Raw genomic sequence first — 18,383 nt, 5'->3', positions numbered from 1 at the left:
ATTTGCGTTATAACGCCCGAACTTATCGGGCGAAGATAATGAAAAGCGGCCGCTCTGCGCTTAGACTATTCTGAAGAATCGTTAATGCAGGATTAATTATGAAAAGGCTGTTACTGGCGCTGGCTTCAGCGTGGTTTCTGAGCGGTTGCGCCACTATTGTGGGCGAAAAAACGCAGGAAGTGCCGATACAGACCTGGCCTCAGGGCGTACGGTTTGTGGTGCAGGATGAAACGGGCAGGGCGGTCGCGGAAGGCGTGACGCCGCAGACCGTATCATTGCTGAAATCTGACGGCTCCTACTTCGGTAAGAAGAAATATACGTTACAGCTTGAGCGTGCCGGTTACGTGCCGCAAACCATCCCGCTCGAGCTCAGCCCCAATCTCTGGTATATCCTGGGGAATATTCCCCTCGGCGGGATCCCAGGCTGGCTGATTGTCGATCCCTTTAACGGCGGCATGTATAAAATCAAACCGGCCAGAATCTATACCCAGATGAATCTGGTTGGCGCCCGCGGCGGCTAGGCTGCGTGAGGCGAAGGGGCTTCCCTTAGCGGAAGCCTTTTTTTACTGTGCGGTAGGCTGCACCATATTGTGTGCCGGCTTGTTTTTCTCCAGATACTGATGCTGGAAGATGCACATGCGGATGGTATTGCGGTACTCGCCATTAATAAAGAATTCGTGGATCAGTTCGCCCTCAATCTCAAATCCGAGCTTGGTATAGATATGGATCGCTTTCTCATTTTCTTTATCGACGATCAAATAGAGCTTATAGAGATTCAGCACTGAGAAGCCATACTCCATCGCCAGCCTGGCGGCTTTACTGGCCAGTCCTTTCCCCTGATGGGTGGGGTCGATAATGATCTGGAATTCGGCACGGCGGTGAATGTGGTTAATCTCAACCAGCTCTACCAGCCCTGCTTTATCGCCTTCATGCTCGACAACGAAACGGCGTTCGCTCTGGTCATGGATATGCTTGTCGTAGAGATCGGAAAGCTCAACAAAAGCCTCATAGGGTTCTTCGAACCAGTAGCGCATTACGCTGGCGTTGTTATCGAGCTGGTGGACGAAATGGAGATCTTCCCGCTCCAGAGGACGGAGCTTCACGCCATTCGCGGCGGGCATGGCAGACATATAAAATCCTTTTGCAGAGGCAATATTGCCTGAGGAAGTATACGTCTGACGGGATCAAATGGCACGGCATAAGGCCGGAAACAGCAACGCCAGCGTTGAGGAATGCGCTGGCGTTGAGAGCGATTTAACGCATCAGAAGTTGTAGCCAGCCACCAGGTAATAGCCCCAGCCGGTGGATTTCACTTCAAACGGACCACTGCCGAAGTTCAGCTCCCTGCCATCAGCCCACTGACCGCCGTTATGGAAGTAACGGGCGACAATCGAGTAGTGCCAGTGATCGTATCCCAGCGAGAGGATATGGCTGGAGGCGATGGAATTGCTGCTGCGTGATGAGCCGCCTTTGTCGCGCAGATCGGAGCCCCAGTCAAAGTTGGTAAAACCAACATAACCGAGATTTCCGCCCCAGAGCGTCGTGATAGGCACAAAGTATTTCACCTTAAAGCGATAGCCATCCCAGCTGTTTTCGTTCGCTGCGCCGTAGTTTTCCCACTGATATTTGGCATAGACGTTCAGCGACAGGCCGATGTCAGAATGGGTATCGATATCCGTTCCCAGACCCATATACCAGGTATTCTGGCGGTTGTCGCTGTTGCGGCCCATATCGTAGATATAGTTATTGGCGAAATACCACTCTTTGAACGGGCCAAAGCTCAGGTCGGTATTGGTGAGCTTATCGATGGAGAAACGCGGCTCAATCTCCAGAAACAATGGCGTACCGTGATCGAAAATGCCGTTGGCATTGGAGTTACCCACGCCAAAGAAATTAGGCAGATCCAGATAGCCGTAGAAGTCGAACCAATCTTTTTTCGCGAAGGCTTCATATTCGAGATAGACGTCGTTATTGAACTGCGGTCCAAAGCGCGTGTGGTAGCTGCCCACGACGTTGACGCTCTGATGCCACCAGTCGGAGGCATATTCCGGGCCTTCGCTGGCCGCTGTTGATGAAGCACTATAAGAGAGCGCCGCAAGTGCGCCAGCCATCAGAATTTTATATTTCATTCTATTACCACATGCTTAAGGACCATTTTCAGCAGCCACTGCGATGGTCTGGTTAAGTCGTCAACAGGAAAGGAATGGGGGGGCCGCTCGCACAGCCGAAAACACCCGCCTTGAATGCTGCAGCAGTGTGCCGCGATCCGGGCTTAAGGAAATAGAGATTGCTCACACTTGTCAAACTCTGTTTCATTTCAGTTTAAATGAATTGTGATCTGCTTCACATATATGCCATCGGGAACGGAACTTTAGGGTAAAAGGTGAAATATGGCCGTTTTATCGTGAGGTAATCGTTTGCTCCGGTAGCGTTATACAAAGCGGCTGAAAAAATCGACATTATGAATGACGCAGGCCAGAACCTGAGTCTTTGCACTAATAAGGTTAACTTATGGATGGAAGGGGAGGTCTGAAGGAGATCGGGGAAAAGGCGTGCGATAAAAAAACCCGCCTGCTGAGCAGACGGGCTTGTCGTTTTTAACGAACCACGTGCAGGAAGTGCATGTGTTTTTCATACTGATCGAGAATGTCGTGCAGGATCTGTTCCTGGTTCCAGCCCATCACGTCATAGTCCTGGCCACCTTCTTTCAGATAGACCTCAGCACGATAGTACGTTTGTTCCTCGTCTTTATCATTGCCGCCCATACCCGCCAGGGCAAATGTCGGCTGAAGATAAGGACGCAGGCGCACCTCATAAACGAAGTTCAGTTCATTACCCAGATCCACTTCGAAATGGATGCGGTCATCGTTGCTCTCGTCGGTAAATGAAGTGGTATTCTGTTTAGCCAGTTCAGCTTCAACCATTTTCATTGCCGGCGAGATCACTTCATTAATGAAACGCTTAACCTGAGAACGTTTCGGGAAGTAGGCGATATTCCGTAATCTGCGCTGCCACGTAATAGGATTTCTGGCGGCCGTTGGCGCAATGGTAGCGACTTGCTTACTGTCCCGTTTCCAGGCATCAACCCGCAGCGCTTTAAGCAGCCCATACATGGATAACAGCAGAATGACGGCAAAAGGCAGCGCACTGGCAATGGTCGCCGTTTGCAGCGCCTTCATGCCGCCCGCCAGCAGCAGCGTGATGGCGACAACGCCCATCATGCCGGCCCAGAAGATCCGCTGCCAGATCGGCGTTTTGTCGCTGCCGCCGGAAGCCAGGGTATCCACCACCAGTGCGCCGGAGTCGGCTGAGGTCACAAAAAAGACCACGACCATCGCCATCGCAATAAAGGAGAGCACCGAGCTGAACGGGAAATGCTCAAGGAAGTTGAACAGGGCAAGCGTCTGATCGGACTGGACTGTGTTTGCGAGATCGCGGGCACCCTCCATCATGATCATCCAGATGGCGCTGTTACCAAAGAAGGTCATCCAGAGCAGCGTAAAGCCGGTAGGGACGAACAGCACGCCGGTAACAAATTCACGGATGGTGCGGCCACGTGATACACGAGCGATAAACATGCCGACAAACGGAGACCAGGCCAGCCACCAGCCCCAGTAGAACAGCGTCCAGCCGCCGAGCCAGCTGCTGGACTTGGGTTCATAGGCGTAGAGGTTGAACGTCTTGGTCACAATCTCAGAGAGGTAACCGCCTGTATTTTCCACAAAGGATTTGAGCAGCAGCACCGTTGGACCCAGCACACCGACCAGCACCAGCAGCAATACGGCAAGTCCCAGATTGAGCTCCGATAACAAGCGAATGCCCTTATCCAGACCCGATACGACCGACAGCGTGGCAAGCCCGGTAATGATGACAATCAGCATGACCTGCATGGTCTCGTTAACCGGCAGCCCAAACAGGTGGTTCAGGCCAGCGTTGACCTGCAGCACACCATAACCGAGCGAGGTTGCCACACCCAAAACGGTACCAATGATGGCAAAAATATCGACCGCATGACCCATCGGACCATAGATGCGGTTACCGATGATCGGATAGAGCGCCGAACGAAGCGTCAGCGGCAGACCATGGCGATAGCTAAAGAAGGCCAGAATCAGGGCAACGATGGCGTAAATCGCCCAGGCGTGCAGTCCCCAGTGGAAAAAGGTTATGCGAAGCGCTTCTTTGGCTGCCTGCACGGTTTCCGGTGTACCGGTTGGCGGCGACATATAGTGCATGACCGGTTCGGCCACGCCAAAGAACATCAGACCGATCCCCATACCGGCAGAAAAAAGCATGGCGAACCAGGAGATATAACTGAAATCCGGCTCGGCATGATCCGGCCCCAGCTTGATATCGCCAAAGCGCGACAGGCCAAGATAAGCCACCATCAAAAGTATCAGCGCGACAGTGAGAATATAAAACCAGCTGGCGTTGGTGAAAATCGTGGCTTGTAATGCGGTGAGCCTGCGGTCAGCCTGCTCCGGAAAGAGTGCCGCAAAGGCAACCAGCAGGAAAATGAGAACGGCAGAAGTGTAAAATACCGGCGGATTAATATGGCTGCGTTTAGCCTTAGGTGTCGTTTCGCTTTGATTCATAATTTACCTGATGAATATAAAACAGCCGTGAAGGTAACAAATCGTAAGGAGGAATGAAACCCAAACGGTTCCGCAACGTTAGCAGTTTGTTCGGGTGACGGCGTAAACCAGTGCATGTATGGAGATATTCTAGTCTTTATCAGCAAATATGCTGGGTTGTTCATAATGATGCGGTGATTTTTCTAAGAAAATCCCGGAAGAAGACGCATTGCGGCTGTCTGGAGAAACCAAAGTAGTGAGGGAGCAGTAACCTGTAAAAGAATATACGTCTTAATTCTGCTATCTCCCTCAGGCGGAGCATCTCCTTTATATCTGCTTATGCCAGCGAGCCTTATGGCGCTGAGCCTCTTTGTCTTATGACGCTTTCCCTGACAGGACCGAAACCGGCAATGGGAAACCGGGATTGTACTTTACGCGGGTCGTTTTCCTTCAGCACAGATTGAGTTTGGCCATCTGGTTTTACCCCTCTCGCGCCGGCAAGGCCATATGTAACTTGCTCTTCATCCGTCTGTTTTTCAGCAGAGAGTGGGAACGTGCGACGCGCGGCGCGTTAACTCTTCACTTCGTAAGAAAAGCCTGTCCCGTTACAGCTTCACAGTCACGTCATTGTTCGTTCACCTCTCTGTCATCTGCTCAGTTCAAGGTATCGCCATCCCGCAGCAAGTTTCGATGCTGTGTTTACACGCTGAAACCGAGATCGAGATCATGATGGAGTTATCCAGACATCCGACCACTGTATACCAGGCAATCGCCGCTCAGCTGGAACAGTCGCTGCATGAACGCTATCGCGGTGGCGATTATCTGCCGTCGGAGCAGCAACTGGCCGATCACTACGGCGTGAATCGCCACACGCTGCGCCGTGCGGTGGATGAACTGGTGAATAAAGGCCTGCTGCAACGGCGTCACGGCGTTGGCATCCTGGTACTGATGCGGCCTTATGCTTATCCGCTGCATTCGCAGGCGCGCTTCAGTCAGAACCTGCTGGAACAGGGGAGTGAGCCGACCTGCGAGCGACTGCTGGCGGTGCTGTGCCCGGCCAGCCACGACGTGGCCAACTCGCTGGGCGTCGGTGAAGGAGAGAATGTTATTCATCTGCGCACGCTACGGCGGGTTAACGGCGTGGCGGTTTGTGTGATCAATCATTTTCTCGCCGATCTCACCTTATGGCCCGGCCTACAGAGTTTCAGCAGCGGGTCGCTGCATGACTTCCTTTATCAGCATACCGGCAAACAGTTGGTTCGCAGCCAGACCCGTATCAGTACTCGCCATGGCCAGCCCAAAGAGTGCAGGCAGCTTGAGATCCCCCTGCAGTCGCCGCTGTTGTGCGTGCGTACGCTGAACAAAACGACCGACGGCGCAGCGGCAGAATATTCCGTCAGCCTGACGCGCGGCGACATGATTGAACTTACCCTGGAGCACTAATGAAACAGCAAAACGCCCGTCAGCGCTGGCTGTCGGTACTGGCGCACAGCAGCGCGGCGCAGCTGGAGGCGCACTGGCAGGCGCTCAATCTGCATCCCTCTTTTACGCTGATTCGCCCGGCAGAAACCGGCCTTACCCGGCTACAGGCGCGCATGGGTGCCACCGGTAATCGCTTCATTATGGGCGATGCCACCGTCACGCGTGCCGTGGTGCAACTTGACGACGGCAGCCTTGGCTACAGCTATCTGCTGGGGCGCGATAAAGCGCAGGCGGAACGATGCGCATTAATTGATGCGCTACTGCAACAGACAGAATTCAACGCATTGTTACAGGAAAAGGTCATTGTTCCCCTGGCGGCCCTGCGTGATGAGCAACGTCAGCTGCGCGCACGTGAAATCGCCAGCAGCAAAGTGGATTTTTTTACTCTGGTACGGGGAGATAACCAATGACGTTGCTGGCCAGCTTTACTCATCCTGTGGCGGATGCTCAGTATGCCTTCAGGCGCATTTTAAAAGCCATGAGCGAGCCGGGGTGTATGGTGTCATTGCCGCTTCATCACGGCTGGGGAACGCTATCACCTGCGGCTACTGCGGTACTGCTGACGCTGGTGGATCAGGAGAGTCCACTCTGGATTGATGCGGGGCTGGACAGCGAGTCGCTGCGCAATAACCTGCGCTTTCATACCGGTGCGCCGCTTGTGGAAAGCCGCGACGCGCCATTTGCCCTGAGTCACACGGCCTCCCAACCTGACCCGACAGATTTTGCCGCAGGCGATAACTTCTCACCCGAAAAGAGCACCACGTTGATTATTGAAGTGGCGTCGCTGAGTGGAGGGCTGACGCTGCGTTTGTCCGGTCCTGGCCTGCGTGAGCCTCGTGCCATTGCGCCAAAGCTGCCGGCAAGCGTTATCAATTACTTACGGGCGCGGCCCCATACGTTTCCGCAGGGCGTCGACCTGATTTTTACCTGCGGCGAAGCGATGATGGCGCTGCCGCGCACGACAACTGTGGAGGTGTACTGATGTATGTTGCGGTGAAAGGGGGAGAGAAGGCGATCGCCAACGCCCACGAATTGCAGGCCGATCTGCGCCGTGGCGATCGACAGGTTGCTGAACTGGGATGCGATCAGGTGGCACAACAGCTGGGGCTGGCAGTGGATCGGGTAATGACGGAGGGCGGCATTTACGATCCGGCGCTGGCCGCGCTGGCGATCAAACAGGCAAGCGGCGATCTGGTAGAAGCCATTTTCCTGCTGCGCGCCTACCGTACCACGCTACCGCGCCTGGCGGAAAGCAGGCCGCTTGCCACCAGCGAAATGCGCATTGAACGGCGGATTTCGGCAGTCTACAAAGACTTACCTGGCGGACAGGTGCTGGGGCCGACCAGTGACTACAGCCACCGCCTGCTTGATTTTACCCTGATGGCCAACGGCGAAACGCCACAGGCACCGCGTGATAATGAGGCGCTGCCCACCCATTGCCCACATATGTTCAGCATGATGAGTGCTGAAGGGCTGGCGCAGGAGGAGCAGGATGACGGCGAAGAGCCCAGCGATATCACACGGGAACCGATGGGCTTCCCCGCCTCGCGAGCGGCGCGCCTGCAACAGCTGGCACGCGGTGACGAAGGATTTCTGCTGGCGTTGGGTTACTCCACGCAACGTGGCTATGGCCGCACTCACCCTTTTGCCGGAGAGATCCGCAGCGGCTATCTCAGCGTTACCCTCTGTCCCGAAGAGCTGGGCTTTGACATCGAGATAGGCGAAATTCTGTTGACCGAATGCGAAATGGTTAACGGGTTCAGCCATAACGGTGATGAAGCACCGCAGTTTACGCGCGGTTACGGGCTGGTATTTGGCCGCAGCGAACGTAAAGCAATGGCGATGGCGCTGGTTGACCGCGCCCTGCAGACGCGCGAGCACAATGAACGTATTACCAGCCCCGCACAGGATGAAGAGTTCGTTCTTGCGCACGCCGATAACGTCGAAGCCGCAGGATTTGTCTCCCACTTAAAATTACCGCACTACGTCGATTTTCAGGCGGAACTGGAACTGCTGAAGCGGCTGCGTCAGGAACATCAGGAGCGCAACAATGGCTGAACTGAACGGCTATAACAACGGCTATCTGGATGAGCAGACCAAACGCACAATTCGCCGGGCGCTGTTAAAAGCGGTGGCCATTCCTGGCTATCAGGTGCCTTTCGCCGGACGTGAAATGCCCATGCCCTATGGCTGGGGAACCGGTGGGATCCAGATTACCGCCAGCGTGATTGGCGATACCGACGTGCTGAAGGTGATCGATCAGGGTGCCGATGACACGACCAATGCCGTATCAATCCGGCGTTTTTTTCAGCGCGTCAGCGGCGCTGCCACCACGGAGCGCACCGTGGATGCCACGCTGATCCAGACACGGCATCGCATACCGGAAACGCCGCTCGAAGAGGATCAGATCCTGATCTATCAGGTGCCAATCCCGGAGCCGCTGCGCTTTATCGAGCCGCGGGAAACTGAAACCCGCACGATGCACGCGCTGGAGGAGTACGGCATCATGCAGGTCAAACTGTATGAAGATATTGCCCGCTATGGCCATATCGCCACAACCTATGCCTACCCGGTCAGGGTCAACCACCGTTACGTGATGGATCCCTCTCCAATCCCTAAATTCGACAATCCAAAAATGCACATGATGCCGGCGTTGCAGCTTTTTGGCGCAGGACGCGAAAAGCGTATTTATGCGCTGCCGCCTTACACCGTCGTGGAGAGCCTGGATTTTGAGGATCATCCTTTCAGCATCCAGCAGTGGGATGAACCTTGTGCGCTGTGCGGATCGCGGCACAGCTATCTTGACGAAGTAGTCATGGACGATCGGGGCACGCGCCTGTTCGTCTGTTCCGATACCGATTTTTGTCACCAGCAGCAGGAACAGAAAAATGCACAGTGAGCGGCCGCTGCTTGCGGTAAATAATCTGACGCATCTCTATGCGCCAGGCAAAGGATTCGAAGCGGTAAGTTTCGATCTCTATCCTGGCGAAGTGTTGGGGATCGTGGGCGAGTCGGGGTCCGGTAAAACCACCTTGCTGCGCAGTCTCTCGGCACGCCTGCCACCGCAGCAGGGCGACGTGGTTTATGACGATCGCAACCTTTATGCCATGAGCGAAAGCGAACGCCGCCGTTTGCTCCGTACCGAATGGGGCGTCGTGCATCAGCATCCGCTGGATGGGTTACGGTCACAGGTGACGGCGGGGGGGAATATAGGAGAACGGCTGATGGCGGTGGGCCACCGTCATTACGGTGACATTCGCGCTCAGGCCTGCCACTGGTTACAGGAAGTGGAGATCGACGCCAACCGCATTGACGATCTTCCCATCACTTTCTCGGGTGGCATGCAACAGCGTCTGCAGATTGCCCGCAATCTGGTCACGCAACCCAGACTGGTGTTTATGGATGAGCCTACCGGTGGTCTGGATGTTTCGGTACAGGCACGTCTGCTCGATTTGCTGCGTACTCTGGTACGCGAGCTTAATCTTGCGGTCATCATTGTCACCCACGATCTGGGCGTCGCCCGTCTGCTGGCGCACCGGCTACTGGTGATGAAGCAGGGACACGTAGTGGAGAGCGGATTAACTGACCGCGTGCTGGACGATCCGCAACATCCTTATACCCAACTGCTGGTTTCATCAGTGCTCAACTGATGCCGGAGGCCACGATGAAAACAATTTTGCGCGTCGAGAAACTGAGTAAAACCTTTGTGCTTCACAACCAGAGCGGCGTCAGCCTGCCGGTACTGGAGAATGTCTCTCTGGAGATCAACTCGGGAGAATGTGTGGTGCTACACGGTTATTCCGGTAGCGGAAAATCGACCTTGTTGCGTGCGCTTTACGGCAACTACCAGGCCAACAGCGGCCATATCTGGTTACAGCATCAGAATGAGTGGATCGATATGGCGCAGGCGCCGGCCCGGCAGATGCTGGCGATTCGACGCCACACTATCGGCTGGGTCAGTCAGTTCCTGCGGGTAATCCCGCGTATACCGACGCTGGAAATCGTCATGCAGCCGCTGCTGGAACGTGGCGTCGATCGGGCGTTCTGCGAACGGCGCGCTAAAGAACTGCTGACCCGCCTTAACGTGCCTGAGCGTCTGTGGGGACTGGCTCCCTCAACCTTTTCGGGTGGCGAGCAGCAGCGGGTCAATATTGCTCGCGGTTTTATCGCTGATTACCCGGTACTCCTGCTGGATGAACCCACTGCTTCGCTCGACAGCACTAACAGCGCGGCGGTAATTGCGCTGATTGAACAGGCGCGCGAACGTGGCGCAGCAATCGTCGGTATTTTTCATGATGAAGTCGTGCGCGAACGGGTCGCCGATCGTCTGCATGTTATGCAGCCCGCAAAAACAGGAGCCGAAGCATGATCGTTAACAATGTGGTGTTAGTGCTGGAGAATGAAGCGATCACCGGCTCGCTGGAGATGCGCGACGGACGTATTTCAAGCTTTAGCGAAACCTGCAGCCGCCAGCCGGGCGCCCTCGACGGTGAGGGCGGCTTCCTGCTGCCGGGGCTGGTTGAGTTGCATACCGATAACCTCGATAAATTTTTCACACCACGCCCGAAGGTTGACTGGCCCGCACATTCAGCCATGAGCAGTCACGATGCCCTGATGGTGGCGAACGGTATCACCACGGTGCTGGATGCGATCGGCGTCGGGGATGTTCGCGATGGTGGCCACCGGCTGGATAACCTGAGCAAAATGATCGACGCCATTCAGGAGAGCAACCGAAAGGGCCTGAACCGCGCTGAACATTTGCTGCATCTGCGATGTGAACTGCCGCACCACGCCACGTTACCGCTGTTTGAAGCGCTGATGGCAACGCCGGAGCTGGCGCTGGTATCGCTGATGGATCATTCACCAGGCCAGCGTCAATACGCCTCGCTGGAAAAATACCGTGAGTATTATCAGGGAAAATATCAGCTCAGCGACAGGGAGATGGATGCGTTTGAGCGCGAGCAGCTAATGCTGGCGGCGGAGTGGTCGCAGCCCAACCGGGAAGCCATTTCCGCGTTGTGCCGCAAACGGGGGATTGTACTGGCCAGCCATGATGACGCCACCGCCGCGCATGTGGCGGAGTCACAGGCCGCCGGTAGCGCTATTGCTGAGTTTCCCACGACGCTCGAAGCGGCGCGCGCCTCGCGTGCACTGGGAATGCAGGTGCTGATGGGCGCGCCAAATATTGTGCGTGGCGGTTCGCATTCCGGCAACGTGGCTGCCTGGGAGCTGGCTGCGCACAACATGCTGGATATCCTCTCATCCGATTACTATCCCGCCAGCCTGCTGGAAGCGGCGTTTCGTCTTGCCTCGGACGAGCGTAATACCCTGGCGTTGCCGCAGGCGGTGGCGCTGGTTAGCCGTAATCCGGCGAAGGCGCTGGGACTCAGTGACCGCGGAGCGATTGCAGAAGGCCTGCGTGCCGATTTGATCCTGGCGCACACGCAGCACGGCTATCCGCATATCAGCCATGTCTGGTCACAAGGCCGTCAGGTTTACTGATGGCGCGCCTGATCTGGCTGACTGGCGCATCGGGATCGGGCAAAGACAGCCTGCTCGGCGCGCTGAGGGAGTCGCTGCCCGCGAATCTGATTATCGCCCACCGCTATATCACCCGCGCCGCTGATGCAGGCGGCGAAAACCATGTAGCGCTCAGTGAGCCGGAATTTGCGCGTCGCGCCGCCGCCGGGCTATTTACTCTCAGCTGGCAGGCGCATGGCTATCACTACGGAATCGGTATCGAGGTCGAGGCGTGGCTTGCCCGCGGGCAGAACGTGCTGGTGAACGGTTCCCGCCTGCATCTGCCGCAGGCACAGCAGCGCTTTGGCGGCCAGCTGCTGCCGCTTTGTTTGCAGGTTTCACCTGAGGTTCTGGAGGCGCGACTGCGGCGTCGCGGCAGGGAGAGTGAGGCGGAGATCAGGCAGCGTCTGGCACGAGCGGCGCAGCCACAACCTGCCGGCGTTCTGTTGCTGAATAACGATGGTGCGCTGCAGCATACCGTGGCGCGGCTGAGTGAGTTGCTGGAGAACTACCGATGAAACTGACTTTTCTCGGCACGGGTGGCGTTACCGCAGCGCCGCTTTTTGGCTGCAGCTGCCAGGCCTGTGGTCGTGCCCGGCTGGAGACACGTTTTCGCCGCGCGCCCTGCAGTGCGCTGATTGAGGTGGGCGGGGAACGTATCTTACTGGATGCCGGATTACCGCTGCTGACTGAACGTTTTCAGCCAGGCGAGCTGACGCGCATTCTGCTGACGCATTATCACATGGATCACGTGCAGGGATTATTTGCGCTGCGCTGGGGGATGGGGAAGCCGATTCCGGTCTGGGGACCGCCCGATGAACGGGGTTGTGATGATTTGTTTAAACATCCCGGCCTGCTCAATTTCCGGCCCGCGCTGACGCCTTTTGTGCCGCAACAGTTTGGTGAACTGCAGGTCATCGCGCTGCCGCTCCAGCATTCGCGGCTGACGTACGGTTATCTGTTTGACTGGCAAGGTACCCGGCTGGCATGGCTTTGTGACACCTGCGGCTTGCCGCCCGATACCGCAGAATTCCTCCGGGGACAGCAGATCGATCAACTGATTATCGACTGCAACGATCCGCCGCGCGTCGATGCGCGTAACCACAATGATGTGACTCGCGCGCTGGCGACGATAGCCAGCCTGCAACCCCGTCAGGCTTGGCTGACCCATCTCAGCCATGAGATGGATAACTGGCTGCGGGAAAACAGTCTGCCAACAGCGATCCGCCCGGCATACGATGGGCTGACGCTGGGAATGGGCGTCGATCAGGCTGTCATTGTTTGATCATCTTACTGTCATTGAACATTCACTGCGCATTGCCCTAATAGGCCTCAACTTACGGTCGGTTAACGAAACGGAACACACTATGGCCCAGGTACTTCTGAAAACAGTGGTCGATAACGAGCTGCACCCCTCCACCCCAAGCGGACAGAAAGTCTTGTCAGTACAGGGACTGAGCAAGGCTTTTGGCGAGACGCGGGTATTGGATAATGTCAGTTTCGATCTGCATGCGGGTGAGCTGGTGGCCGTGATTGGCCGTTCTGGCGCAGGCAAATCGACGCTGCTGCATATGCTGAACGGCACCATCAGCGCCAGCGAAGGGGCCATTTACAGCCTGCAAAACGGCGAAGTTAACCAGAACATCGTCGCGCTCAACAGCCGTCAGATGCGGCAATGGCGCAGTGAGTGCGGGATGATCTTTCAGGATTTCTGCCTGGTGCCACGGCTGGACGTGCTGACGAATGTGCTGCTGGGCCGGCTTAGCCGGACCTCAACGCTTAGCTCGTTCTTCAAGGTTTTCTCCGATGCCGATCGCGCCGCTGCCATTGAGCTGCTGCAGTGGATGAATATGCTGCCGCAGGCGCTGCAGCGGGCAGAAAACCTCTCCGGCGGCCAGATGCAACGTGTGGCGATCTGCCGTGCCCTGATGCAAAACCCCAGAATTCTGCTGGCGGATGAACCTGTCGCTTCGCTCGATCCCAAAAATACCACGCGCATTATGGATGTGCTGCGTCAGGTGAGCGGTCAGGGCATCAGCGTGATGGTGAACCTGCATTCTGTTGACCTGGTAAAACAATATTGTACCCGCGTAATCGGTATTCAGCGCGGCGTAGTCATGTTTGACGGCCATCCTTCCCGGCTTACCGACGGCCTGCTGCACCAGCTCTATGGCGATGAAATTAATCAACTCTACTAACTCCCACGGCAAGAGAAAAACTTCGAATGAAACTGACATCTTTAGCTTTATTGACCAGTGTGATGACCTCAGCCGCTTTTGCCGCAGAGGCACCAAAAACGCTTAATCTGGGCATTCTGGGCGGACAAAACGCCACGCAGCAGATTGGCGATAATCAGTGTGTGAAAAGTTTCTTTGATAAAGAGCTGGGCGTGGATACCAGACTGCGCAACTCCTCCGACTATTCGGGCGTCATCCAGGGGTTACTGGGTGGAAAGATCGACATGGTACTGAGCATGTCGCCCGCCTCTTTCGCGTCGGTGCACCTGCAGGATCCCGAGGCTGTGGAGGTAGTGGGTGTGGTGGTGGATGACAAAGATAATTCGCGTGGCTACCACTCTGTGGTGATCGTCAAGGCTGACAGCCCTTATAAAACGCTGGCCGATCTGAAAGGCAAAGCGTTCGGCATGGCCGATCCCGACTCTACCTCCGGTTTTCTGATGCCAAACCAGGCATTTAAAAAAGAGTTTGGTGGCACCGTCGATAACAAATACAACAACACCTTCTCCAGCGTGACCTTCTCTGGCGGCCATGAACAGGACATTCTCGGCGTGCTCAATAACCAGTTTGACGGCGCGGTGACCTGGACTTCCATGGTGGGCGACTACGACAGTGGTTACTCCGCGGGCGCGTTCAGTCGTCTGATCCGGATGGATCAGCCCGATCTGATGAAAAAAATTCGCATTATCTGGCAGTCGCCGCTGATCCCGAACGGTCCGCTGCTGGTAAGTAATAAGCTGCCGGCTGAATTCAAACAGAAAGTCGTGGCTGCCATCAAAAAGCTGGATAAAGAAGACCACGCCTGCTTCGTCAAAGCGGTGGGCGGTGAGCAACATATTGGCCCGGCCACTATTGCAGACTATCAAAACATCATCGATATGAAACGCGATCTGATGAAAGGCGAGCGCGGATAAGTCACGTGCGCCTCAGGGCGCACCTTTAACTTCACTGTCCGGCAGTAAAGGCCCGGCTCTTTCACCCACAGGATCTCCCCCGTGACTGATTTCGAACGCTACTACAAGCGCATTCGCACTCAGCAGAAGCGCGATACGTTAATCTGGTCGTTGTTGCTGGTGGTGCTCTATCTCACGGCCAGCCATCTGGCCGAATTTAAGCTGGTCACTGTCTTGCAGTCATTGCCTGATTTCTTCGATTACCTGCGCGAGATCGTACCGGTTCTACACCTGCCGCTGCTCTTTGCAGATGGTAAAACCGAAGGATCGCTGGCTTACTGGGGCTACCGGCTGCCGATCCAGCTGCCGCTGATTTGGGAGACGCTGCAACTGGCGCTGGCCTCCACTCTGGTGGCAGTCGCTCTGGCCAGCGTGCTGGCGTTCTTTGCGGCTGATAATACTCAGACCCCCGCAGGCGTGCGCCTGGCTATCCGCTCCTTTGTCGCTTTTTTACGCACCATGCCGGAACTGGCGTGGGCGGTCATGTTTGTTATGGCGTTCGGGATTGGTGCCATACCCGGCTTCCTGGCGCTGATGCTGCATACCGTAGGCAGCCTGACCAAGCTGTTTTATGAAGCGATTGAATCGGCCTCCGACAGGCCGGTGCGCGGACTGGCGGCGTGCGGAGCCAGCAAACTGCAGCGCATGCGCTTCGCTTTCTGGCCGCAGGTCAAACCGGCATTTCTCTCCTATAGCTTTATGCGCCTGGAAATTAACTTTCGCTCCTCGACGATACTCGGCCTGGTGGGCGCGGGCGGTATTGGTCAGGAGCTGATGACTAATATCAAGCTGGATCGTTACGATCAGGTCAGCATTACGCTGCTGCTTATCCTGATTGTGGTTTCGTTGCTGGATACGTTATCCGGTAAGTTACGCCGCCGTGTGGTGGAGGGATAAGATGATCGCGATTGCGCCTGACACCCGTAAAATGAAGCAGCAGCACGCTGAGCTGTTTGCCGCCCAGAACCGCTATCTGCGCCGTATCGGCCTGCTGGCACTGGCGGTGCTGCTCTATTACCTTTTCTTTTTCACCGTCTATGGCATTGAGTGGAGCCGTTTAGCCGCCGGCAGCCAGCAACTGGGGCGCTACTTTCTGCGCATGTTTGTCTGGCAGAACTTTGCCAGCTGGCCTTTCAGTTATTACTTCTCGCAAATTGGCATCACGCTGGCGATTGTCTTTGCGGGTACGATTACCGCCTCGCTGCTGGCGTTACCGCTCTCCTTTCTGGCAGCGCGCAACGTTATGCATGGCAGGCTAACCAGGCCGGTAGCCTTTATGATGCGCCGCCTGTTTGATGTGCTGCGTGGCATCGATATGGCGATTTGGGGGCTTATCTTCGTGCGTGCGGTTGGTATGGGGCCGCTGGCCGGGGTGTTAGCGATTGTTATGCAGGACGTAGGACTGCTCGGCAAACTCTATTCAGAAGGGCATGAGGCCGTTGAGCGTTCGCCAGGCCGGGGTCTGGCCGCCGTGGGGGCTAACAGCCTGCAAAAACACCGTTTCGGCATCTTTACGCAGTCGTTCCCTAACTTTCTGGCGCTCAGCCTTTATCAGATTGAATCAAACACCCGCTCTGCTGCGGTGCTGGGTTTTGTCGGTGCGGGCGGCGTAGGGCTGGTGTATGCCGAAAATATGCGGCTGTGGAACTGGGATGTGGTGATGTTTATCACGCTGATTCTGGTGGCCGTGGTAATGACGATGGATGCGATTTCCAGCCGTCTGCGTAAACGCTATATCACTGGCAAAGCGGTACCGCTGTGGCAGCCTGCCGCCCGTAGCTAATGGCACTCATACCGGCCCCGTGAAAGCGTAAGCAGAGGATGTGTGCAGATATTTACCCTGAACGGTTGCGAGCGTATTTAAGGGACGTTTAAGAGTTAATGAGAAGGGAAGGCAGACGGGACGTCAGCTATGTGCTTTCAGCAAGGGGCAGGGTGCGTCACTATTGCAACGCTGTGACAGGTAAGTAGCAGACTGGATACTGGTAATAGCCATCGCCCTGTTATCGCGTAATACGTGGTGGATTCAAATCCAGCGCCTTTTACAACGAAAAACAGGTTGCCCTGTACGATAACAGGCAACCTGTTTTGCCGCGTGGCGGCCGTGCTCCATTGAGATAAAGCGCATCAGCCGCGGATGCGGCAATCAGCCCATAATCCTGCGCGGTCAGGTGCTACCGGTCGGGACGCTACTGCTCGTCGCGCTCGTTTTTGGCCCGCTGACGATCATAATAGTCATCTTCCGCCGCAATGATTTCATCCATCAGTGAGTTCATATCCACCTTATGCTTCTCTTCTACAAAGCGGCCGGTCAGCGTGGTTTCCGGCGTTAACTTGCCATCTTCATATAACGCCCAGATCTCTTTGGCATAGCGGGTCTTGAGCAGCTGCGGCGCGAACTGACCATAGTAAGCGGTGATATTATTGACATCACGTTCAAACATGGCCGCGGCATGGTTGTTGGCAGCGGCATCCACAGCCTGGGGCAGGTCGATAATTACTGGCCCTTGCGCATCAAGCAGCACGTTGAACTCCGATAAATCCCCATGTACCAAACCGGCACACAGCATGCGGACGATATTACGGATCATCGTATCGAAATCGGCCAGGGCAGTTTCTTCTGACAGAGTCACATCGCTGAGACGCGGGGCAACGGCGCCTTCCGCATCAGTCACCAGCTCCATCAGTAACACACCGTCGATGCAGATATAGGGCTGCGGCACGCGCACACCCGCATTAGCCAGCCGGAACAGCGCATCGACCTCGGCCATCTGCCAGGACTCTTCCTGCTGCTTGCGACCGAACTTCGAGCCTTTTTGCATGGCGCGGGCGTTACGGCTGTTGCGGGATTTCCTGCCTTCCTGATACTGCACCGCCTGCTTAAAACTGCGCTGGCTCGCTTCCTTGTACACTTTGGCACACTGAATTTTGTCGCCGCACAGCACGGTATAGACGTCTGCTTCCTTACCGCTTTTCAGCCGCTGCAGCACGGTATCTACCAGGCCATCATCGACCAGAGGTTGGATTCTGTTTGGGATTTTCATACGGCTTTATACCTTATTTCAGCCGCTTTTCGTATCCATAACGGTGATGGCGATACGGGAAAAAACTGGCAGTGTCTGAGTGAAGACGATCATTTTACCTGAAAATGGTGGGGGAAGGGCAGCGTTCAGCGTTTATTGTTTTGATGATAAAACAGCCTGTTGAAGGATTGTGAATCAGGGTTGGCGCATATCAGGCTGCCTGGGATAAAGGCTGTGCGAAAAAGAGAGCTTGCGCTGGTTTTGAGATCTGTCCTGACGGTGAATCCGACGGCAGGTTTCTCTGCTGAATTATCGTGTCAGCACAGAAACTGGCGAAGAGCTGCCCGAATAATACTGAATGGTTATCAGGCATGGCTGGATGGTCTGATTGCCGCGGCAGGTTTGGGGTAATCAGGCCATAACAGTCAGAAAGAATGTAGCGCGTTTCAGGACAGGGGGACGCTTTACGCAATTGGAAGAGTTTGTTCGCCTGGCTATGGGGAAAATTCGGTAGCATCAGGCGCTTTGATCGCACCATTCATGAAAGGGGCGTCGGGCTGGAGGTCTTAAAGTTCTGCGTTTGGTTGAGCCACTTCA

The 18,383-nt window shown here is 55.6% G+C and carries 19 protein-coding genes; 15 read left to right on the top strand and 4 right to left on the bottom strand.

The window, feature by feature from the left end; genetic code table 11:
- Window positions 1–98 precede the first annotated feature (98 nt).
- The gene (locus tag EA20_RS0103230) at window positions 99–521 is read left to right on the top strand and encodes a hypothetical protein (protein ID WP_024965467.1); all 423 of its coding nucleotides are present in this window, start codon (window positions 99–101) and stop codon (window positions 519–521) included.
- 42 nt (window positions 522–563) lie between these two features.
- Here EA20_RS0103230 and speG read toward each other — a convergent pair whose 3' ends face one another.
- From speG to EA20_RS0103215, 3 genes are all read right to left on the bottom strand, one after another.
- Entirely contained in the window at window positions 564–1,121 is a 558-nt protein-coding gene (speG, locus tag EA20_RS0103225; protein WP_152540209.1) for a spermidine N1-acetyltransferase, read from the bottom strand.
- Between the two features lie 141 nt (window positions 1,122–1,262).
- Window positions 1,263–2,129 carry a nucleoside-specific channel-forming protein Tsx gene (locus tag EA20_RS0103220; RefSeq protein ID WP_024965465.1) on the bottom strand — a complete coding sequence of 289 codons (867 nt, stop codon included), beginning with the start codon at window positions 2,127–2,129 and terminating at the stop codon, window positions 1,263–1,265.
- Between the two features lie 468 nt (window positions 2,130–2,597).
- Window positions 2,598–4,592: a choline BCCT transporter BetT gene (locus tag EA20_RS0103215; RefSeq protein ID WP_024965464.1), complete on the bottom strand. Its 1,995-nt coding sequence runs from the start codon at window positions 4,590–4,592 to the stop codon at window positions 2,598–2,600.
- A 708-nt stretch (window positions 4,593–5,300) separates the two neighbouring features.
- Here EA20_RS0103215 and phnF point away from each other — a divergent pair.
- From phnF to phnE (EA20_RS0103145), 14 genes are all read left to right on the top strand, one after another.
- Window positions 5,301–6,014 (top strand): phosphonate metabolism transcriptional regulator PhnF, encoded by a 714-nt coding sequence (gene phnF / locus EA20_RS0103210; protein WP_024965463.1) that lies wholly within the window; start codon window positions 5,301–5,303, stop codon window positions 6,012–6,014.
- The gene (phnG, locus tag EA20_RS0103205) at window positions 6,014–6,463 is read left to right on the top strand and encodes a phosphonate C-P lyase system protein PhnG (RefSeq protein ID WP_024965462.1); all 450 of its coding nucleotides are present in this window, start codon (window positions 6,014–6,016) and stop codon (window positions 6,461–6,463) included. The genes phnF and phnG overlap by 1 nt, the downstream gene beginning before the upstream one ends.
- Window positions 6,460–7,035, top strand: a complete 576-nt coding sequence (gene phnH, locus EA20_RS0103200) for a phosphonate C-P lyase system protein PhnH (RefSeq protein ID WP_024965461.1) — start codon at window positions 6,460–6,462, stop codon at window positions 7,033–7,035. The genes phnG and phnH overlap by 4 nt, the downstream gene beginning before the upstream one ends.
- Window positions 7,035–8,111, top strand: coding sequence for a carbon-phosphorus lyase complex subunit PhnI (locus EA20_RS0103195; RefSeq protein WP_024965460.1), 1,077 nt, complete (start codon window positions 7,035–7,037; stop codon window positions 8,109–8,111). Before phnH ends, EA20_RS0103195 begins: the two co-directional genes overlap by 1 nt.
- Window positions 8,104–8,952, top strand: a complete 849-nt coding sequence (locus EA20_RS0103190; protein WP_024965459.1) for an alpha-D-ribose 1-methylphosphonate 5-phosphate C-P-lyase PhnJ — start codon at window positions 8,104–8,106, stop codon at window positions 8,950–8,952. The genes EA20_RS0103195 and EA20_RS0103190 overlap by 8 nt, the downstream gene beginning before the upstream one ends.
- The gene (phnK, locus tag EA20_RS0103185) at window positions 8,942–9,703 is read left to right on the top strand and encodes a phosphonate C-P lyase system protein PhnK (RefSeq protein ID WP_024965458.1); all 762 of its coding nucleotides are present in this window, start codon (window positions 8,942–8,944) and stop codon (window positions 9,701–9,703) included. Before EA20_RS0103190 ends, phnK begins: the two co-directional genes overlap by 11 nt.
- 14 nt (window positions 9,704–9,717) lie before the next feature.
- Window positions 9,718–10,422, top strand: a complete 705-nt coding sequence (gene phnL, locus EA20_RS0103180; protein ID WP_235192624.1) for a phosphonate C-P lyase system protein PhnL — start codon at window positions 9,718–9,720, stop codon at window positions 10,420–10,422.
- Window positions 10,419–11,555: an alpha-D-ribose 1-methylphosphonate 5-triphosphate diphosphatase gene (gene phnM, locus EA20_RS0103175; RefSeq protein ID WP_024965456.1), complete on the top strand. Its 1,137-nt coding sequence runs from the start codon at window positions 10,419–10,421 to the stop codon at window positions 11,553–11,555. The genes phnL and phnM overlap by 4 nt, the downstream gene beginning before the upstream one ends.
- On the top strand, window positions 11,555–12,091 hold the full coding sequence (gene phnN, locus EA20_RS0103170; protein WP_024965455.1) for a ribose 1,5-bisphosphokinase: 537 nt from the start codon (window positions 11,555–11,557) through the stop codon (window positions 12,089–12,091). Before phnM ends, phnN begins: the two co-directional genes overlap by 1 nt.
- Complete coding sequence (phnP, locus tag EA20_RS0103165) at window positions 12,088–12,858, top strand: phosphonate metabolism protein PhnP (protein ID WP_024965454.1); 771 nt, start codon at window positions 12,088–12,090, stop codon at window positions 12,856–12,858. The genes phnN and phnP overlap by 4 nt, the downstream gene beginning before the upstream one ends.
- A gap of 82 nt (window positions 12,859–12,940) precedes the next feature.
- On the top strand, window positions 12,941–13,771 hold the full coding sequence (gene phnC / locus EA20_RS0103160; RefSeq protein ID WP_024965453.1) for a phosphonate ABC transporter ATP-binding protein: 831 nt from the start codon (window positions 12,941–12,943) through the stop codon (window positions 13,769–13,771).
- A 26-nt stretch (window positions 13,772–13,797) separates the two neighbouring features.
- Entirely contained in the window at window positions 13,798–14,724 is a 927-nt protein-coding gene (gene phnD, locus EA20_RS0103155; protein WP_024965452.1) for a phosphonate ABC transporter substrate-binding protein, read from the top strand.
- An 81-nt stretch (window positions 14,725–14,805) separates the two neighbouring features.
- Complete coding sequence (gene phnE / locus EA20_RS0103150; protein ID WP_024965451.1) at window positions 14,806–15,660, top strand: phosphonate ABC transporter, permease protein PhnE; 855 nt, start codon at window positions 14,806–14,808, stop codon at window positions 15,658–15,660.
- Between the two features lies 1 nt (window position 15,661).
- Complete coding sequence (gene phnE, locus EA20_RS0103145) at window positions 15,662–16,546, top strand: phosphonate ABC transporter, permease protein PhnE (protein WP_024965450.1); 885 nt, start codon at window positions 15,662–15,664, stop codon at window positions 16,544–16,546.
- A gap of 406 nt (window positions 16,547–16,952) precedes the next feature.
- On the opposite strand, the gene EA20_RS0103140 is transcribed toward phnE (EA20_RS0103145), so the two are convergent.
- A complete protein-coding gene (locus EA20_RS0103140; protein ID WP_024965449.1) occupies window positions 16,953–17,807 on the bottom strand; it encodes a PA4780 family RIO1-like protein kinase in 855 nt (284 codons plus the stop codon).
- Window positions 17,808–18,383 lie beyond the last annotated feature (576 nt).

This window comes from Pantoea sp. IMH (assembly GCF_000599885.1).
Lineage (GTDB): Bacteria > Pseudomonadota > Gammaproteobacteria > Enterobacterales > Enterobacteriaceae > Erwinia.
This window is presented reverse-complemented; position numbering and strand designations above follow the sequence as displayed.

What these genes read in the sequence shown, in the direction of transcription:
- phnF (WP_024965463.1), top strand. Translation starts at nt 5,301, where the DNA reads ATGGAGTTATCCAGACATCCGACCACTGTATACCAGGCAATCGCCGCT.
- phnM (WP_024965456.1), top strand. Translation starts at nt 10,419, where the DNA reads ATGATCGTTAACAATGTGGTGTTAGTGCTGGAGAATGAAGCGATCACC.
- phnG (WP_024965462.1), top strand. Translation starts at nt 6,014, where the DNA reads ATGAAACAGCAAAACGCCCGTCAGCGCTGGCTGTCGGTACTGGCGCAC.
- phnN (WP_024965455.1), top strand. Translation starts at nt 11,555, where the DNA reads ATGGCGCGCCTGATCTGGCTGACTGGCGCATCGGGATCGGGCAAAGAC.
- EA20_RS0103230 (WP_024965467.1), top strand. Translation starts at nt 99, where the DNA reads ATGAAAAGGCTGTTACTGGCGCTGGCTTCAGCGTGGTTTCTGAGCGGT.
- EA20_RS0103190 (WP_024965459.1), top strand. Translation starts at nt 8,104, where the DNA reads ATGGCTGAACTGAACGGCTATAACAACGGCTATCTGGATGAGCAGACC.
- phnP (WP_024965454.1), top strand. Translation starts at nt 12,088, where the DNA reads ATGAAACTGACTTTTCTCGGCACGGGTGGCGTTACCGCAGCGCCGCTT.
- phnH (WP_024965461.1), top strand. Translation starts at nt 6,460, where the DNA reads ATGACGTTGCTGGCCAGCTTTACTCATCCTGTGGCGGATGCTCAGTAT.
- phnK (WP_024965458.1), top strand. Translation starts at nt 8,942, where the DNA reads ATGCACAGTGAGCGGCCGCTGCTTGCGGTAAATAATCTGACGCATCTC.
- EA20_RS0103140 (WP_024965449.1), bottom strand. Translation starts at nt 17,807, where the DNA reads ATGAAAATCCCAAACAGAATCCAACCTCTGGTCGATGATGGCCTGGTA.
- speG (WP_152540209.1), bottom strand. Translation starts at nt 1,121, where the DNA reads ATGCCCGCCGCGAATGGCGTGAAGCTCCGTCCTCTGGAGCGGGAAGAT.
- EA20_RS0103215 (WP_024965464.1), bottom strand. Translation starts at nt 4,592, where the DNA reads ATGAATCAAAGCGAAACGACACCTAAGGCTAAACGCAGCCATATTAAT.
- EA20_RS0103195 (WP_024965460.1), top strand. Translation starts at nt 7,035, where the DNA reads ATGTATGTTGCGGTGAAAGGGGGAGAGAAGGCGATCGCCAACGCCCAC.
- phnE (WP_024965450.1), top strand. Translation starts at nt 15,662, where the DNA reads ATGATCGCGATTGCGCCTGACACCCGTAAAATGAAGCAGCAGCACGCT.
- phnD (WP_024965452.1), top strand. Translation starts at nt 13,798, where the DNA reads ATGAAACTGACATCTTTAGCTTTATTGACCAGTGTGATGACCTCAGCC.
- phnL (WP_235192624.1), top strand. Translation starts at nt 9,718, where the DNA reads ATGAAAACAATTTTGCGCGTCGAGAAACTGAGTAAAACCTTTGTGCTT.
- EA20_RS0103220 (WP_024965465.1), bottom strand. Translation starts at nt 2,129, where the DNA reads ATGAAATATAAAATTCTGATGGCTGGCGCACTTGCGGCGCTCTCTTAT.
- phnC (WP_024965453.1), top strand. Translation starts at nt 12,941, where the DNA reads ATGGCCCAGGTACTTCTGAAAACAGTGGTCGATAACGAGCTGCACCCC.